Raw genomic sequence first — 16,381 nt, 5'->3', positions numbered from 1 at the left:
GAGCAAGTTTATGCTGATCTGCCATTGCAACATCATCACCGAGAAGGAGATTGAGCAGACGATCGTCGGGCTGCTGGACCAGGATCCCTGGCAGCTCATCGTGCCGGCAAAAGTCTATCACGCCATGCACAAGCGCGGTCGCTGTTGCGGCTGCTTCCCAAATGTGGTCGAAGCGATCATTCGGGTCACCGAGAACTACCACGCCCGCTCGCAGGCGAGCGGCGTGGACATCGTTTCACATCTGGATCGCGTCAGAGGCCTGCGCGTCCAATACGGGAGCAGAACCCATGAAAGGCGAACCACAGATCATCGAGCGGCTTAACGAGGCTCTGTTCCTGGAGCTTGGTGCCGTCAATCAGTATTGGGTCCATTTCCGTCTGCTGGAGGACTGGGGATACGCCAAGCTCGCCAAGAAGGAACGCGCCGAATCGATCGAGGAGATGCACCATGCCGACAAGCTCGTGGCCCGGATCATCTTCCTGGAAGGGCACCCCAATCTGCAGTCCGTGGCGCCGCTGCGTATCGGACAGAACGTGAAGGAAGTGCTCGAATCCGACCTTGCCGGCGAGTATGACGCTCGCACCGCCTACAAGCGCTCGCGCGAGGTCTGCAACGAAGCCGGCGACTATGTCAGCATGAAACTGTTCGAGGAACTCTTGGCCGACGAGGAGGGGCACATCGACTTCCTCGAGACGCAGCTCGATCTGCTTGCCTCGATCGGCGAGGAAAAATACGGCCAGCTCAATGCCGCATCGGCGGACGAGGCGGAGTAAGGGCATGCGGGAATGCGGCGCACCCTAGCATTGCTGCGCCGCTGGCGGCGGGCCAAAGGGCTGTCGTCAAACAGAAAACCGGGAAGCGTCGTGCTTTCCGGTTCGGCCGCCATCATCCTTTTGGCCTTCGCCACGGGCGGGTCCGGCTCGCAGCAGCCCGCCAATTTCGCCGCCACGCGCACCGACCTCAGCCCGAAGGATCAGGCGCGCGTCACAGCCGTTACCAGGCCGACCAAGGACTTCTCGAAACCCGAGCAGTTCGAATTGATGCAAGGCGGCGCCGGCACATCCAGGAAGGACGTCAACCGCGATTCCTTCTCGCAATCCTCGGCCAACATCACCTTCGAGGAAGAAGGCACCTTCAAGCTGGGCAACGCCCTGTTCCGCAAGAATTGGGTCTCGTCGCCGTCCTCGACGCAGGCTTCCGACGGGCTCGGACCGCTGTTCAACGAACGCGCCTGCCAGAACTGTCATCTGAAGGACGGCCGCGGCCGTCCGCCGCAAGGCACCGGCAGCACGTCGATGTTCCTGCGGCTGGCGCGCGAGGCGAGCACCGAGGAGGAGAAGGCTGGGCTTGCCGACCACAGGCTGCTTAACATCCCCGATCCGGTCTACGGTTCGCAGCTGCAGGACCTGGCCGTCCCCGGCCTGCGCGGCGAGGGCCGGATGCGCGTCGACTACAGCGAGGAAAAGGTCGGGCTCGGCGACGGCGCCGTGGTTTCGCTGCGCAAGCCCGCTTACGCGGTCGATGATCTGGCCTACGGCCCGCTCGATCCGCGCACCACGCTGTCGCCGCGTCTGACGCCGCCGATGATCGGGCTCGGCCTCATCGAGCAGATCGCGCCTGCTGATATACTCGCCCATGCCGATCCGGACGACCGGGACGGCGACGGCATTTCCGGCAGGCCGAACATCGTGCGCGACGGCATGAGCGGCGCGCTCACCCTTGGTCGTTTCGGCTGGAAGGCGCAGACCGCGTCAATCCGCCAGCAGGCCGCGGATGCCTTTGCCGGCGACATCGGCATCTCGACGCCGGAGGAGCCCAAACACTGGGGCGACTGCACCGCCGCCGAGAAGGATTGCCTTGCCATGCCGGACGGCGTGCAGGAGCGGCTCGGTCCGGCCGAGGCGCCGGCGCCGGTCATGGACCTCGTCACCTTCTATTCGCAGAACCTGGCCGTGCCGGCGCGCCGCGACCTCGGCGCCCCGGATGTGCTCGCCGGAAAGAAACTCTTCTACGAGATCGGCTGCATTTCCTGCCACGCGCCGAAATTCGTAACCCGCCGCGACGCGCCCAACAAGGCGCAGGCCTTCCAGCTTATCTGGCCCTATTCCGACTTCCTGCTGCACGACATGGGCCCCGGCCTTGCCGACGGCCAGGCGGTGGGCGAGGCGACGGGCAACGAATGGCGCACGCCGCCGCTATGGGGCATAGGCCTCACCGAAACGGTCAACGGCAACAATTTCTATCTGCACGATGGCCGCGCCCGCAGCCTGGTCGAGGCGATTCTTTGGCATGGCGGCGAGGGCCAGAAGTCGCGCGACCGCTTCGCCGCCGCCGGCGCCGCCGACCGCGAGGCATTGCTCAAATTCCTGGAGTCACTTTGATGCTGAAGCGTTCCGCGCTGGTTCTCGTTCTTCCTCTGGCCCTGCTGGGCGCCACCCCCGCATGGGCGGCGGTGAAGGCCACTGACATCATCCAGCGGGCAATCGACGGCTTTGTCCGCCCGGCCTATGCCAGTCTGCACGACCGCGCGGCGGGCTTGAACAAGGCAATGCACGCGCTTTGCGAAAAACCCTCAAAGGGCGATCTCGATGCGGCTCGCGCCGAATTCTCGCGTACGGTGGATGCCTGGTCTTCGGCCGAGATCATCGGGTTCGGCCCGATCAAGGAAAACAACCGGCTGGAGCGAATGCTGTTCTGGCCGGATCGCAAAAGCATCGGCCTGAAACAGGTGCAGGCCGCGTTGGCCGCCCAAGACCCGAGCGCCACCGATCCGGCACAGCTTTCCGGCAAGAGCGTCGCCATGCAGGGGCTCGGCGCCTTGGAGTTCGTGCTCTACGGTGACGGCGCCGATGCGCTTGCCGGCAAGAACGATCCCTATCGCTGCGCCTATGGTGCGGCGGTTGCCGGCAACATCGAAACCATGGCCGGCGATGTCGCCGACGCCTGGAACAAGCCGGACGGCTTTGCGGCGCTCTGGGCCAATCCGGGGCCGCAGAATCCGCTCTATCGCGACGGCACGGAAGCGGTGACGGAACTGGTCGGCATCTTCATCAACGAGCTGGACATGGTTCGCGACGTGCGCCTGAAAGGCTTCCTGGGCGGCAAGCCGGAGGCGGACAAGCCGAAACAGGCGATCTACTGGCGTTCGCAAAACACCACCAATTCGCTGGCTGGAAACCTTGCCGGCATCGACGGGCTGTTCGAGGCCTCGAAGCTCGGCGATGCGCTGCCGCCCGATGCGCGCTGGATGGCGGAATCGATCCGTATCCAGCTGGTCAACGGCGTCGCCACCGCGAAGTCGGTCCAGGGGCCGATCGACATGGCGCTCGCCGACCCGGCGCTGCGCGCAAAGCTCGAGCATCTCGCGCTGATCACCTCCAGCCTGTCGACCCTGTTCGGCACAAGGCTGACCGCCGAATTCGGCCTGACCGCCGGTTTTTCCTCGCTGGATGGGGACTGAGCGTGAAAACCTCCCTCATTGACCGTCGCGATTTCCTGAGAGCCGCGGGCATCGGTTTTGCCGCCGCGATGGCGCCGCCGGCCTGGGCAAATACGCTTGCCGCCGATGCCGTCTTCGCCACCGCCTTCGTCAAGCGCGACGGCAGCTATGGCGCCGCAATCCTGTCCGAGGCCGGCAAGCTCCTGCACGCGATCGACTTGCCCGACCGCGGCCACGACGTCACCTTCGATCCCATATCGAAGCGCTCAGTGGTGTTCGCCCGCCAGCCCGGCACCTTCGCCGTGGTCTTCGATCACGCCGGGCGCGATGAACCGCTGACCATCGCCAGCATCACCGGCCGGCATTTCTTCGGCCATGGCGTGTTCTCCCCGGACGGCGCCTTGCTTTATGCCACCGAGAACGATTTCGACAACGCGGCCGGCGTCGTCGGCGTCTACGACGCGCGGGCGAAATTCAAGCGCCTTGGTGAATTCCCGACCTATGGCATGGGACCCCACGAGCTTCTGCTCCTGGGCGACGGCAGGACGATCGCCGTTGCCAATGGCGGCATCGAGACTCATCCCGATTATGGCCGCGCCGAACTCAACATCGCCACCATGAAGCCGTCCTATGTGCTCATCGACCGTGTCACCGGCGATCTGGTCGAGAAGCACGAATTGCCGGCGGCGCTGCACCAGCTGTCGATCCGCCACATGGACACCGACCAGACCGGCACCGTCTGGTTCGGCTGCCAGTACAGGGGGCCCGGCACCGACCGTCCGCTGCTGGTCGGCCGCGCCGCGCGCGGCGCGGATTTGCAGCTCCTCGACATGCCGCAGGATGTCCTGTCCGGCTTCCGCAACTATATCGGTTCCGTCGCCGCCAATCCGGTTGCCGGCACCATTGCCGTCTCTTCGCCGGAAGGCAATTCGCTTGTGGTGATCGATGCGGCGAGCGGGCGGCTCGTCTCGTCAAGCGCACTGGTCGAGGTCTGCGGCGTGGCGCCAGACGGGACGGGTTTTATGGCCACCACCGGAGCCGGCGAAATCGTCGAATGCAATGGCGCGACACGGTCCGAACCGGACTACGTCTGGGACAACCATATGCTGCGCATAGAGCCGGCCGCATAGACACCTTCCCGCTGCGTCGGAGCGAAGCCGCTTAAGAAATTATGCGCTTTCCCCTTGCGGTGGCGCGCTGTGGCAGGCACAGGGAATTGTTTTTCGAACCGGTCGTTTCATGAAAATGCTCGCCATCGACTGTGCCGCCAACCTCTGCGCCGCCTGCGTCTATGATGCCGGGGCGAGGCAGGAACTCGGCCGCGCGGTGCTCGATCTAGGCAAGGGCCATGCCGAGCATCTGATGGGCGTCATCGCCGAGGCGCTGAAGGCCGGTGCAACCGCCTATGCCGGCCTTGGCGCCATCGCCGTCTCCGTCGGCCCCGGTTCCTTCACCGGCCTGCGCGTCGGGGTTTCCACTGCGCGTGGCCTGGCGCTGGCGCTCAAGCTGCCTGCAATCGGCGTGACGACGCTCGAGGCGCTGGCGGCCGAGGCGGCAGGGGCATTTCCCGGCCGTGCCGTGCTGGCCGCGCTCGATGCCGGCCGCGAGGAGATCCATGCCGCTCTCTATGATGAAATGTCGGTTTTGACTTACGGTCCGGCCGTGGTCACGCTGGCGGATGCCGTGGCCATGGCGAGCGAGCGGTCTTCGGTGCTCGCCGGAACCGCCGCGACGCGGATCGCGGCATCCGCCGGACGCTCCTTCGACATCGGACCCGAGACGGCGACCGCGGACATTCTCACCTACGCCCGCCTGGCGGTCACCAAGGGCGAGGGCGAGAGGCCGAAACCTCTTTATCTGCGCGGCGCCGACGCCAAGCCGCAGGCCGGGTTCATACTTTCCAGGCAAGGGAAATAATGCGCATACCTTTTCTCCAGCCGCGCCGCCGCGATTACGCGCTCGAACCGCTCAGGACCACCGACAGTCCGGCGGTCTCGCTCCTGCACCGCGAGGACTTCGTCCGCCCATGGACCGATGGCGAGTTCGCGGCCTTGCTCGAACAGGACACCGTGTTCGGCTATGCCGCGCGCGAAACCGGGCAGGGCGCCAAGCCGCCGGTCGGCTTCGTGCTGGCCCGGCTGGCGGCCGGCGAGGGCGAGATCCTGACCGTCGCGGTGGCGCGGTCGCATCGCCGCCAGGGGCTGGGCTGGCAGTTGATGGACGCGGTGCTGCGCGAACTGCACGCGCAACGCGCCGAAGCGCTCTTCCTCGAGGTCGACGAGACCAATGTCGCCGCGATCGCCCTCTACAGGCGTCTCGGATTCCGCGAGGTCGGCAAGCGCCCCAACTATTACAGGTCGCCCGAGCATGGACCGACCGGCGCGCTTGTCATGCGCCGCGATCTTCGCTAGCCAGGGTTTCGGGGTGGAGCGATGATCGGAAAAATCAGGATTTTCCTGGCGATAGGGCTGGTCGTCGCCGGTTCGCTGATCCTGGTGCCTTTGCAGGTCCTGTCGATGAAGACCGGCTGGTGGCCGGAAACCTTCATCCTCAAGATCTGGCACAGGCTGATCGTCAGGGCGCTCGGCATGCGCATCCATGTAAACGGCACGATGTCCGACCGCCGCCCCTTGTTGATTGCCTCAAATCACATCTCCTGGACCGACATCATGGTGCTGGGCTCGTTTGCCGATGTGAAGTTCATCGCCAGGGCCGACATGGAAGGCTGGCCGCTGATCGGCATGCTGTCGAAGCTCCAGCGCACCGTCTTCATCGAGCGTGAGCGCAAGCGCTCGTCCGGCGACCAGGCGAGCGAGATCGCCAACCGCATGGCCAAGGGCGATGCCATGGTGCTGTTTGCCGAAGGCTCGACGGGCGACGGCAACATCGTCCTGCCCTTCAAGAGCACGCTGTTCGGTGCCGCCTCGATGGCGATTTCGGAGGGCGCGGCGGAGCAGGTCTTCATCCAGCCGGTAGCGATCGCCTATACCCGGCTGCATGGCGTGCCGCTCGGCCGCCGGCACCGGCCGATCGCGGCGTGGATCGGCGACGAGGATCTGATGCCGCACCTCAAGGTGCTGATGGCGGAAGGCGCGCTCGATGTCGAGGTGCATTTCGGCGAGCCGATCGCCTTCGCCAAGGGGTCGAACCGGAAGGAAACGGCGAAGCTGATGGAAAGCCGCGTGCGCGAAATGATGCAGGCGGCACTGGCCGCGCCGCGCCCGAGCCGCTGAATCCCGAAGGCCCCCAGGCAGAATCGTCTGTTTTTTGTCGCGGAAAGGCGTTAGAAGCCGCCGGATGGACTTGAACACGGTTGAAAGCGACGACATCGGCACTGCGGCTGGACAGCAGGCAGTGATTTCCGCGGCAGCGAAAAAGGTCTTCGTCAAGACTTATGGCTGCCAGATGAACGTCTATGATTCGCAGCGCATGACAGATGCGCTGGCCGCCGACGGCTACACGGCGACGCAGACCATCGGCGAAGCCGACCTGGTGCTGCTAAACACCTGCCACATCAGGGAAAAAGCGGCTGAAAAGGTCTATTCCGAGCTCGGTCGCATTCGCGAAATGAAGGCCGAACGCGCCGCCGCCGGACGCGAATTGCTGATCGGCGTCGCCGGTTGCGTGGCGCAGGCCGAAGGGGCCGAGATCATCCGCCGCTCGCCCGCCGTCGACCTGGTCATCGGCCCGCAGACCTATCACCGGCTGCCGGACGTACTGGCCAGGGTGCGCGGCGGCGAGAAGATCGTCGAAACCGACTACGCCATCGAGGACAAGTTCGAGCACTTGCCGCAGCCGAAGCGCGCCGAGGTGATCAAGCGCGGCGTCACCGCCTTCCTCACCGTCCAGGAGGGCTGCGACAAGTTCTGCACCTTCTGCGTCGTGCCCTACACCAGGGGGTCCGAAGTGTCGCGGCCGGTGGCACAGATCGTCGCCGAAGCCGAGCGCCTGGCGGAAGCCGGGGTGCGCGAGGTGACGCTGCTTGGCCAGAACGTCAATGCCTGGCATGGGCAAGGCGAAAACGGCAAGGAATGGGGCCTTGGCCGCCTTCTGTTCAGGCTGGCCGAAATTCCCGGGCTGGCGCGCCTGCGCTACACCACGAGCCACCCGCGCGACATGGACGACGAGCTAATAGCGGCCCATCGCGACCTGCCGGCACTGATGCCGTATCTGCATCTGCCGGTGCAATCCGGGTCCGACCGCATCCTGAAGGCGATGAACCGCAGGCACACGGCGGAGGATTATCTGGCGCTGCTCGACCGCATCCGTTCCGCGCGGCCCGATATCGCGCTGTCGGGCGATTTCATCGTCGGTTTCCCCGGCGAGACCGAGACGGATTTCGAGGCGACGATGGAGCTGGTGCGCCAGGTGAACTACGCCTCGGCCTTCTCGTTCAAATATTCGCCGCGCCCCGGCACGCCGGGCGCCGAGATGGCCGGCCATGTGCCGGAAGCGGTCAAGGACGAGCGTTTGCAGCGGCTCCAGGCGCTGCTTTTGAAGCAGCAGCAGGATTTCGGCTTGAGTCTCGTCGGCCGCACCATAGATACGCTGATTGAGAAGCCCGGTCGCCAGGCCGGCCAGAAGGTCGGACGCTCACCTTGGCTTCAGCCCGTTATTGTTGATGAAAAGGCCGGCGAAATCGGTGACATTATCCAGGTGCGAATCACGAAGACGGGTTACAATAGCCTGTTCGCCGAATTGGTCTGATGACCTCGGCAGATGAGGAGAGACGGTTGAGCGCAGCGGAGCTGAAGAACCTGCCCCCGGTACCGGCATCTGGGGCTTCTGACATGGCGCACATCGTACTGACTTTCGACAACAACAAGCTTGCCAGCGCCCTCTACGGCCAGTTCGACGAGAACCTCGCCCGGCTTGAGCAGAAACTGGGCGTTGACATCCGCTCGCGCGGCAACCAGCTGACCATCAAGGGGTCGGCTTCCGCCGCCGAGCAGGCCCGCCGGGCGCTCGACAATCTCTACGGCATTCTCCAGAAGGGGGTGGATATCGGCCAGTCCGATGTCGACGGCGCCGTGCGCATGGCGGTCGCCGCCGATGACCAGCTCACGCTGCCGACGCTGGAGCGCAAGGGCAAGGTTTCGGCCGCCCAGATATCGACGCGCAAGAAGACGATCTACGCCCGCTCGCTCACGCAGGATGCCTATATGCGGGCGCTGGAGCGCTCGGAACTGGTGTTCGGCATCGGCCCGGCCGGTACCGGCAAAACCTACCTGGCGGTGGCGCATGCGGCGATGCTGCTCGAACGCGGCATGGTCGAGCGCATCGTGCTGTCGCGGCCTGCCGTCGAGGCCGGCGAGCGGCTGGGCTTCCTGCCGGGCGACATGAAGGAGAAGGTCGATCCCTATCTGCGGCCGCTCTACGACGCGCTCTATGACATGATGCCGGCCGACAAGGTCGAACGCGCCATCGCCGCCGAGGTGATCGAGATCGCACCGCTCGCCTTCATGCGCGGCCGCACGCTGGCACACGCCGCCGTCATTCTCGACGAGGCGCAGAACACCACGCCGATGCAGATGAAGATGTTCCTGACCCGTCTGGGCGAGAATTCGCGCATGATCGTCACCGGCGACCCAACGCAGATCGATTTGCCGCAGAACACCAAGTCCGGCCTTGTCGAGGCGCTCCGGATTCTCGACGGTGTGACCGGCATGGTGACGGTCCGCTTCAATGAAGGCGACGTCGTCAGGCATCCGCTGGTCGCCGAGATCGTCAAGGCCTACGACCGTGACGGCAAGCTCGCCCGCGGTCTGGGGACCGAAGGCTGATTTGATCGAGCGACCTCATGGTTGAGCCCGAAACGCCGAACGGGCCGGCTCCGCCGCTGCCCGTCGACATCGATCTGACGGTCGAGGCCGGGCATTGGCCGGACGAAGCCGAGCTTGTCCGGCTGGTCGGCGCCGCCGCCGCCGCTGCATTCGCCGAGACGGGCGCCACGGGCCATTCCGAACTCAGCGTCGTTTTTTCCGACGATGCCCATGTCCAGGCGCTCAATGCCGGCTGGCGCGGCAAGGACAAGCCGACCAACGTCTTGTCTTTTCCGGCTTTTCCTTTCCCCAAGGGCGGTCCCCTGCCGCCGATGCTCGGCGATATCGTGCTGGCCGCGGAGACGGTGGCGCGCGAGGCGGGACTGGAAGACAAGCCGCTGGAGAACCATATTTCCCATCTCGTCATCCACGGCCTGCTGCATCTCATGGGCCATGATCACGAGACCGATGCCGAGGCCGAGGAGATGGAGGCCGTCGAGCGCGCCGCGCTCGCCAGACTTGCCATTCCCGATCCCTACGCGTAACTACTTCTAACCAATTGACGGACGAAGATGAACGACAAACCTGAAACTGCCGTCCGCCCCGACGCCGGCAGTGCGACCAAGGCTTCCGATACGTCGGAAGAGGGATCAAGTCCGAGTACCATTACCCCTGGCGTTGCCAACACCGGCAGCGCTGCCAGTGAGCCGTCGCCTGCCGGGCCTTCCCTGTTCAACCGCGTTCTGGGCCTGTTCAGGCAACGCAACGGAACCAGCCTGCGCGAGGAGATCGCCGGCGCGCTCGCCGAGACGACGAGCGATGTCGAATCCTTTTCGCCGGGCGAACGCGCCATGCTCAACAACATCCTGCGGCTGCGCGAGGTGCGCGTCGAGGACGTCATGGTGCCGCGCGCCGACATCGAGGCGGTCGAGATCACGACCACGCTTGGCGATCTGCTTGGCATGTTCGAGCAGTCCGGCCATTCCCGCATGCCGGTCTATGCCGAGACGCTCGACGACCCGCGCGGCATGGTCCATATCCGCGACGTGCTGGCCCATATCACCAAGATTGCGCGCGTCAGGAAAGGCCGGGCGACCAGGAAGACACCCGCCGCCACGGTTCTCGACCTCACCCAGGTCGACCTCTCGCGCACCATAGGCGAACTGAACCTGATCCGGCCGGTGCTGTTCGTGCCCCCGTCCATGCTGGCCTCCGATCTGATGGGCCGCATGCAGACGACCCGCACGCAGATGGCGCTGGTCATCGACGAGTATGGCGGCACCGACGGGCTCGTCTCGCTCGAGGATATCGTCGAGATGGTGGTCGGCGACATCGAGGACGAGCACGACGACGACGAGCCGATGATCACCCAGACCGGTGAAGGCGTGTTCGTCGTCGACGGCAAGGCCGAGATCGACGAGGTTGCCAAGATGATCGGCGGGGATTTCGCCGCCGGCGAACATGGCGAGTATGTCGACACCATCGGCGGCATGATCTTCAACACGCTTGGCCGGGTGCCGGCGCGCGGCGAGGTGGTGCAGGCCATCCCTGGCTTCGAGTTCCACGTGCTCGACGCCGATCCGCGCCGCGTCAAGCGCGTGCGCATCGTGCAGAACCAGAAGGGCGAACGTCGCCGCCGCGCCGCGGCCCGCACCGAGCAGGCTTAAGCGCCTGCGGATGACCGAAGACCCCTTCAAGCACGCCGCCTTGGGATCCGGCGTGTTCTACAGGGATCCGCGGGCCGCGCTGGATTGGCTGGAGGCAGCTTTCGGCTTCGAGCGCAGCATGGTGGTCAGCGATGCCGACGGCAAGCTCGTCCATTCCGAGATGCGGTTCGGCGACTGCTACATCATTGTCGATTCCGAATGGAGCGACTACGTCGCCAGGCCGGCCTCGGTCTCGGGCAAGAACACGCAGTCGGTCTATGTCAGGCTGAAAGACGGCATTGATGCACATTGCGAGCAGGCGCGGACGGCGGGTGCCGGTATAATCCAGGAGCCGGCGGACCAGTTCTACGGCGAGCGCCAGTATCGGGCGCGCGATCCCGAGGGCCATGTCTGGACCTTCACCCAGACCATCCGCTCCGTTCCGCTGGAAGAGGCCGAACGGCTCGGCGACGTGCGCATAGAAGGGTGGCACCGCTGATCCATGTCGCCCTAAGTAACTTCGGTTTTGGGAGGAGGACATGCACAAAAACAAAGATCTAAGGCGCGTCGTCTGATCAGTTTAAACGCGATGCGCTCCAGCAGTGGTGAGTGGGTTTCACGGCAGACCACCCGAAGTTTGGAGCGCAGGCCGCGGCCTGATAAATCTGCTGCCGTGATTCGCACGACTCGGAACAATGCATGAACCGCCTGGCCGGCCGGATAATTCTGTTTTGGGGTTGGCGGCGTGCGCTCGTGGCGTTCCTCGCGGGCGCCCTGGCGGTGCTCGGCCAGGCGCCGTACGATTTCTTTGCCGCTTGTTTCATTTCGTTTCCGCTGCTGGTCTGGCTGCTCGACGGGGCGACCGGTGAGGCCTCGGGCAGCCTGTTTGCGCGGCTGCGGCCGGCCTTTGCCGTCGGCTGGTGGTTCGGCTTCGGCTATTTCCTCGCCGGCCTGTGGTGGATCGGCTCGGCCCTGCTTGTAGAGGCCGACAGTTTCGCCTGGGCGCTGCCTTTCGCGGTGGTCGGCATCCCCTTTGCATTGGCCTTCTTCTACGGCTTTGCGGCCATGGTCGCCCGGCTCCTGTGGAGCAACGACATCGGCCGCATCGCGGCCCTGGCCGCCGCCTTCGGGCTGGCCGAGTGGCTGCGCGGCTTCCTGTTCACCGGCTTTCCCTGGAATGCGATCGGCTACGCGGCGATGCCGGTGCCCCTGCTGATGCAGAGCGTCTCGGTCACCGGGATGGTCGGCATGAACGTGCTCGCCGTGTTCGTCTTCTCGCTGCCGGCGCTGCTGGCGGCGCGCACGCATCTTCGTCTTGGCGTCGCGCTGCTTGTCGTGCTCGTCGCCGCTCATGCCGGCTTCGGCTATCTCAGGCTCAACGCTCCGGCCGCGCCGGAGGCCCGCACGATCGATGTGCGCATCGTCCAGCCGGCCGTCGACCTTTCGGAAAAGTGGGACGCCTCGGTGCGCGACCGTATCTTCGCCACCTTGATAGGCCTGTCGGCCAAGGCGCCGGACCCCGGCCATGAAAAGCCGCAACTGATCCTGTGGCCCGAAACCTCGGTCCCGTTCCTCCTCACCGAGCGGCCGGACGCTTTGACCGCACTGGGCGACATGCTGGACGCCGGCCAGATGCTGATCGCCGGCGTCGTGCGCGAGGAAGGCGGTGCGGCGGCCGGTGCCGGCAGCCGCTACTACAACTCCGTGGTGGCGATCAACGACAAGGGCGAAATCGCTGACGCCGTCGACAAGGTCCATCTGGTGCCGTTCGGCGAATACCTGCCTTTCGCCGACCTGCTCGATCGTTTCGGCATCGAACAACTGGTCGCTGGCCCGGTGACCTTCACGGCAGGCAATGAGCGGCATGCGATCACGCTGCCGGATGGCGTCCGCGCCTTGCCCTTCATCTGTTACGAAGTGATCTTTCCCGAACTGGTGGCGGTTGACGCAACGTCAGCGCAGCTTATTGTCAACGTTACCAACGATGCGTGGTTCGGCGATACGCCGGGTCCCTATCAGCATTTCAGGCAGGCTCAGATTCGCGCGGTGGAGAACGGGTTGCCCTTGTTGCGTGCGGCCAACAACGGCATCTCGGCGGTTGTCGACCCACGGGGGCGCATCGTCGATGCGCTGGCGATCGACGCGCGCGGGGCCATCGACGTCCGTGTGCCAATCTCGCGGCAAGCTGTCGTGTCCGCCGGCCAGCTGCGCATTAACGGAATGCTGATCATGTTGCTGTTTGCCCTGGCTGCCGTCCTGTTCAATGTAAGGCAAAGGCTACGGGTGAATTGACAGTCGACACATTAGAAACTCATACTGTAACGCCTGAAAATTTCTCGAAGCCGGTGGATCGTTCTGTTGGGGCAGTCGCCTCCGGCTTTGTTTGGGTAGGAAAAAATCACAAAGCCGAAAAAATTCGGCGAGGAAAAAATGACAGAAGATAACAAGAAGAAACCGAATCCGATCGACATCCATGTTGGAAGTCGCATCCGGCTTCGCCGCAATATGTTGGGAATGAGCCAAGAAAAACTAGGCGAGAACCTCGGCATCACATTTCAGCAGATACAGAAATATGAAAAGGGCACCAACCGTGTCGGCGCAAGCCGCCTGCAGGCGATAGCATCCATACTCGGCGTGCCTGTCGCCTTCTTTTTCGAGGATGCGCCGGGCCAGGAGAGCCCGGCCGGCCGCGGTTTCGCGGAGGATGCTTCAATGGCTTTCGCCGTGGAATTCTGCGGCAGCCCGGAGGGCCTTCAGCTCAACCGGGCCTTCGTCAAGATCGCCGACGTCAAGGTGCGTCGCAGGATCATAGACCTGGTGAAGTCGCTGGCGTCCGAAGATTCCGACTGATCCGCAACAGGACTCGAACCGGCGGCATTCCGGCCGCTGGTGGTACAAAATATCGACATCGACATCCATGCCAGAAGGGCGGCACCGCTTGACGAGCGGCGCTTCGCCCCGCTAACACGTGGCGCGCCAAATCGGCAGCCTGCCGATCGTTTTTCAAGAGGGGACACCCGTGACGCGGCAGAACTACTTCTTTACCTCGGAATCCGTTGCCGAGGGCCATCCCGACAAAGTCTGTGACCGGATATCCGACGAGATCGTCGACCTGGTCTACCGTGAGGCCAAGAAGACGGGCATGGACCCGTGGAAAGTCCGCGTCGCCTGCGAGACGCTGGCGACCACCAACCGCGTCGTCATCGCCGGCGAGGTGCGCGTTCCCGAGACGCTGCTGAAGAAGGACAAGGAAGGCAACATCCTGAGGGATGCCGCCGGCCATCCGGTCGTCAACCCGGCGAAGTTCAAGTCGGTCGCCCGCAAGGCGATCCGCGAGATCGGCTATGAGCAGGCCGGTTTCCACTGGAAAAAGGCCAAGATCGACGTTCTGTTGCATGGCCAGTCGCCCGACATCGGCCAAGGCGTCGACAATGCCTCCGACCGCCAGGGCGAGGAGGGTGCCGGCGACCAGGGCATCATGTTTGGCTATGCCTGCCGCGAGACGCCGGACCTGATGCCGGCACCGATCTACTACAGCCACAAGATCCTCGAACTCCTGGCCGCCGCCCGCCACCAGAACAACGGCGATGCCGGCAAGCTCGGGCCGGACGCCAAGAGCCAGGTCACCGTCCGCTATATCGACGGCAAGGCCGCCGAAGCGACGCAGATCGTGCTGTCGACCCAGCACCTCGATGCGAGCTGGGATTCCAAGAAGGTGCGCAAGGTCGTCGAGCCCTATATCCGCGAGGCATTGGGTGACCTCAAGATCGCCGACGATTGCATGTGGTACATCAATCCGACCGGCAAGTTCGTCATCGGCGGGCCTGATGGCGACGCCGGGCTGACCGGCCGCAAGATCATCGTCGACACCTATGGCGGCGCCGCACCCCATGGCGGCGGCGCCTTCTCGGGCAAGGACACCACCAAGGTCGACCGTTCGGCCGCTTATGCGGCGCGCTACCTAGCCAAGAACGTTGTGGCGGCGAAACTTGCCGACCGCTGCACCATCCAGCTTTCCTACGCCATCGGCGTCGCCCAGCCCTTGTCGGTCTATGTCGACCTGCACGGCACCGGTAAGGTCGACGAGGCAAGGCTCGAGGAGGCGCTGCGCACTGTGATGGACCTGTCGCCGTCCGGCATCCGCCGCCACCTCGACCTCAACAAGCCGATCTACGCCAAGACCTCGTCCTACGGTCATTTCGGCCGCAAGGCCGGCCGCGACGGATCTTTTTCCTGGGAAAAGACCGATCTCGCCAAGGCGCTCAAGGATGCTGTCGCTGCCTGAGGGCGGCGACAGGACCTTGATCAGCCGATGAGTTCCGGGGACAGGCCAAGCCGCGCGACAGAAGCCTTCTTCGGCCGTCGGCGCGGCAAGCCGGTTCGCCCGCAGCAGGCGGCGGCGCTGGAAAGCGGCCTCGACACCTATCGGCTCGATCTGACGACCGAGGCGCCGTCGGATCTGCGGGCTCTGTTCGAAGCCGATGTTTCCGCCGTTCGCCTCGAAATCGGCTTTGGCGGCGGCGAGCATCTCCTGCATCGCGCGACCGAAGCGCCGATGACCGGCTTTATCGGTGTCGAGCCCTTCGTCAACGGCATGGCCAAGATGATGATGGCGATGCGGGAAAAGCCGCTGGCCAACCTCAGGGTCTACGACGACGACGCCACGCGGCTGCTCGACTGGCTGCCGCAGGCCTCGCTCGATGGCATCGACCTGCTCTATCCCGATCCGTGGCCGAAGAAGAAGCACTGGAAGCGCCGTTTCGTCAGCCCGGTCAATCTCGATCGTTTCGCACGCGTTGTGAAGCGTGGCGGCGAATTCCGTTTCGCTTCCGACATCGACACCTATGTGAACTGGACCCTGCTGCATTGCCGTGCGCATGGCGGTTTCGCCTGGCAGGCTTCAGAGGCCGTTGACTGGCATCGCCCCTACGATGGCTGGCCAGGCACCCGCTACGAGGCGAAAGCCGTCCGCGAGGGCAGGCGGCCGGCCTATCTTACCTTCATCAGGACCTAGGCATCAGGTCCCAGGCATCGGGATTTGGGCATCAGGATCTGGGCCCTTCGTGAGGGAGAGATCTTCAATTGTTGCGGGGACACAGAAATCGAATGTCGCCCGTTGGCCGGAGTTCAGAAACGGCCGATCTTGTCGAAAGCCGTCGGATCCATGCCGAGGCTGCGCAGATCCTGGGCGCGCGGCTTGCGGCCGGCTTCCACCGCCCGCGACGCGGCTACGGCGCTGCCGAATGTGGTGAAGAGATCGCCTATGGCGGAAAAAACCTTGCGGCTGTTCATTGTCATGTCCTTTCGCGTGCGGTGACGCGCTATCGCTGTCGCTTTGTGCAATGCAACATAGATAGGAGCGCGGCTTGAGGACCAACAAGGGCCGTTGCCGCATGGATGGCATGCACCTGGCGCAACCCCAATGCGCCAGGACATTCGCGCAGTTGGGACGGCGGGCTGTCGGTAGCTAATCAAGTTGTCCGGTTTGGTAGCACATGATCTGTCCGCTTCTGTTTTGGCGTCGAAGCGGTTCA

18 protein-coding genes are annotated in these 16,381 nt (G+C 64.4%); 17 read left to right on the top strand and 1 reads right to left on the bottom strand.

What is annotated here, in order from left to right; genetic code table 11:
- Positions 1-10: 10 nt before the first annotated feature.
- The 17 genes from FJ973_RS16295 (at position 11) to FJ973_RS16215 (ending at position 15,861) form a co-directional block, all read left to right on the top strand.
- On the top strand, positions 11-322 hold the full coding sequence (locus FJ973_RS16295) for a (2Fe-2S)-binding protein (protein WP_140496828.1): 312 nt from the start codon (positions 11-13) through the stop codon (positions 320-322).
- On the top strand, positions 288-773 hold the full coding sequence (gene bfr, locus FJ973_RS16290) for a bacterioferritin (RefSeq protein ID WP_140496826.1): 486 nt from the start codon (positions 288-290) through the stop codon (positions 771-773). The genes FJ973_RS16295 and bfr overlap by 35 nt, the downstream gene beginning before the upstream one ends.
- Positions 774-785: 12 nt before the next feature.
- Entirely contained in the window at positions 786-2,381 is a 1,596-nt protein-coding gene (locus tag FJ973_RS16285) for a di-heme oxidoredictase family protein (RefSeq protein ID WP_140556725.1), read from the top strand.
- Positions 2,381-3,460 carry an imelysin family protein gene (locus FJ973_RS16280; protein ID WP_140556723.1) on the top strand — a complete coding sequence of 360 codons (1,080 nt, stop codon included), beginning with the start codon at positions 2,381-2,383 and terminating at the stop codon, positions 3,458-3,460. The genes FJ973_RS16285 and FJ973_RS16280 overlap by 1 nt, the downstream gene beginning before the upstream one ends.
- A gap of 2 nt (positions 3,461-3,462) precedes the next feature.
- Positions 3,463-4,569, top strand: a complete 1,107-nt coding sequence (locus tag FJ973_RS16275) for a DUF1513 domain-containing protein (protein WP_140556721.1) — start codon at positions 3,463-3,465, stop codon at positions 4,567-4,569.
- 109 nt (positions 4,570-4,678) lie between these two features.
- Positions 4,679-5,356: a tRNA (adenosine(37)-N6)-threonylcarbamoyltransferase complex dimerization subunit type 1 TsaB gene (tsaB, locus tag FJ973_RS16270; RefSeq protein WP_140513154.1), complete on the top strand. Its 678-nt coding sequence runs from the start codon at positions 4,679-4,681 to the stop codon at positions 5,354-5,356.
- A complete protein-coding gene (gene rimI / locus FJ973_RS16265; RefSeq protein WP_140496816.1) occupies positions 5,356-5,850 on the top strand; it encodes a ribosomal protein S18-alanine N-acetyltransferase in 495 nt (164 codons plus the stop codon). The genes tsaB and rimI overlap by 1 nt, the downstream gene beginning before the upstream one ends.
- 21 nt (positions 5,851-5,871) lie before the next feature.
- On the top strand, positions 5,872-6,672 hold the full coding sequence (locus tag FJ973_RS16260) for a lysophospholipid acyltransferase family protein (RefSeq protein WP_140513156.1): 801 nt from the start codon (positions 5,872-5,874) through the stop codon (positions 6,670-6,672).
- 64 nt (positions 6,673-6,736) lie between these two features.
- Positions 6,737-8,146, top strand: a complete 1,410-nt coding sequence (gene miaB / locus FJ973_RS16255; protein ID WP_140556720.1) for a tRNA (N6-isopentenyl adenosine(37)-C2)-methylthiotransferase MiaB — start codon at positions 6,737-6,739, stop codon at positions 8,144-8,146.
- An 83-nt stretch (positions 8,147-8,229) separates the two neighbouring features.
- Positions 8,230-9,222 carry a PhoH family protein gene (locus tag FJ973_RS16250; RefSeq protein WP_224518987.1) on the top strand — a complete coding sequence of 331 codons (993 nt, stop codon included), beginning with the start codon at positions 8,230-8,232 and terminating at the stop codon, positions 9,220-9,222.
- A gap of 17 nt (positions 9,223-9,239) precedes the next feature.
- Positions 9,240-9,746, top strand: coding sequence for an rRNA maturation RNase YbeY (gene ybeY, locus FJ973_RS16245; RefSeq protein ID WP_140556718.1), 507 nt, complete (start codon positions 9,240-9,242; stop codon positions 9,744-9,746).
- A 27-nt stretch (positions 9,747-9,773) separates the two neighbouring features.
- Positions 9,774-10,868, top strand: coding sequence for a hemolysin family protein (locus tag FJ973_RS16240; RefSeq protein WP_140496806.1), 1,095 nt, complete (start codon positions 9,774-9,776; stop codon positions 10,866-10,868).
- A gap of 10 nt (positions 10,869-10,878) precedes the next feature.
- Positions 10,879-11,346 (top strand): VOC family protein, encoded by a 468-nt coding sequence (locus FJ973_RS16235; protein ID WP_140556716.1) that lies wholly within the window; start codon positions 10,879-10,881, stop codon positions 11,344-11,346.
- Between the two features lie 200 nt (positions 11,347-11,546).
- Positions 11,547-13,139 (top strand): apolipoprotein N-acyltransferase, encoded by a 1,593-nt coding sequence (lnt, locus tag FJ973_RS16230; RefSeq protein ID WP_140496802.1) that lies wholly within the window; start codon positions 11,547-11,549, stop codon positions 13,137-13,139.
- 138 nt (positions 13,140-13,277) lie between these two features.
- Positions 13,278-13,697 carry a helix-turn-helix transcriptional regulator gene (locus tag FJ973_RS16225; protein ID WP_140496800.1) on the top strand — a complete coding sequence of 140 codons (420 nt, stop codon included), beginning with the start codon at positions 13,278-13,280 and terminating at the stop codon, positions 13,695-13,697.
- Between the two features lie 169 nt (positions 13,698-13,866).
- Positions 13,867-15,132 (top strand): methionine adenosyltransferase, encoded by a 1,266-nt coding sequence (gene metK, locus FJ973_RS16220; RefSeq protein ID WP_140496798.1) that lies wholly within the window; start codon positions 13,867-13,869, stop codon positions 15,130-15,132.
- 27 nt (positions 15,133-15,159) lie between these two features.
- Positions 15,160-15,861: a tRNA (guanosine(46)-N(7))-methyltransferase TrmB gene (locus FJ973_RS16215; protein WP_140556714.1), complete on the top strand. Its 702-nt coding sequence runs from the start codon at positions 15,160-15,162 to the stop codon at positions 15,859-15,861.
- 113 nt (positions 15,862-15,974) lie between these two features.
- Here the strand turns inward: FJ973_RS16215 and FJ973_RS16210 are convergent, their stop codons facing one another.
- Positions 15,975-16,139 (bottom strand): hypothetical protein, encoded by a 165-nt coding sequence (locus FJ973_RS16210; RefSeq protein ID WP_140496794.1) that lies wholly within the window; start codon positions 16,137-16,139, stop codon positions 15,975-15,977.
- Positions 16,140-16,381 lie beyond the last annotated feature (242 nt).

The sequence above is a fragment of the Mesorhizobium sp. B2-1-3 genome (assembly GCF_006442495.1).
GTDB lineage: Bacteria > Pseudomonadota > Alphaproteobacteria > Rhizobiales > Rhizobiaceae > Mesorhizobium.
The sequence above is the reverse complement of the archived record's forward strand: the minus strand, read 5'-3'. Positions and strand labels throughout refer to the sequence as shown.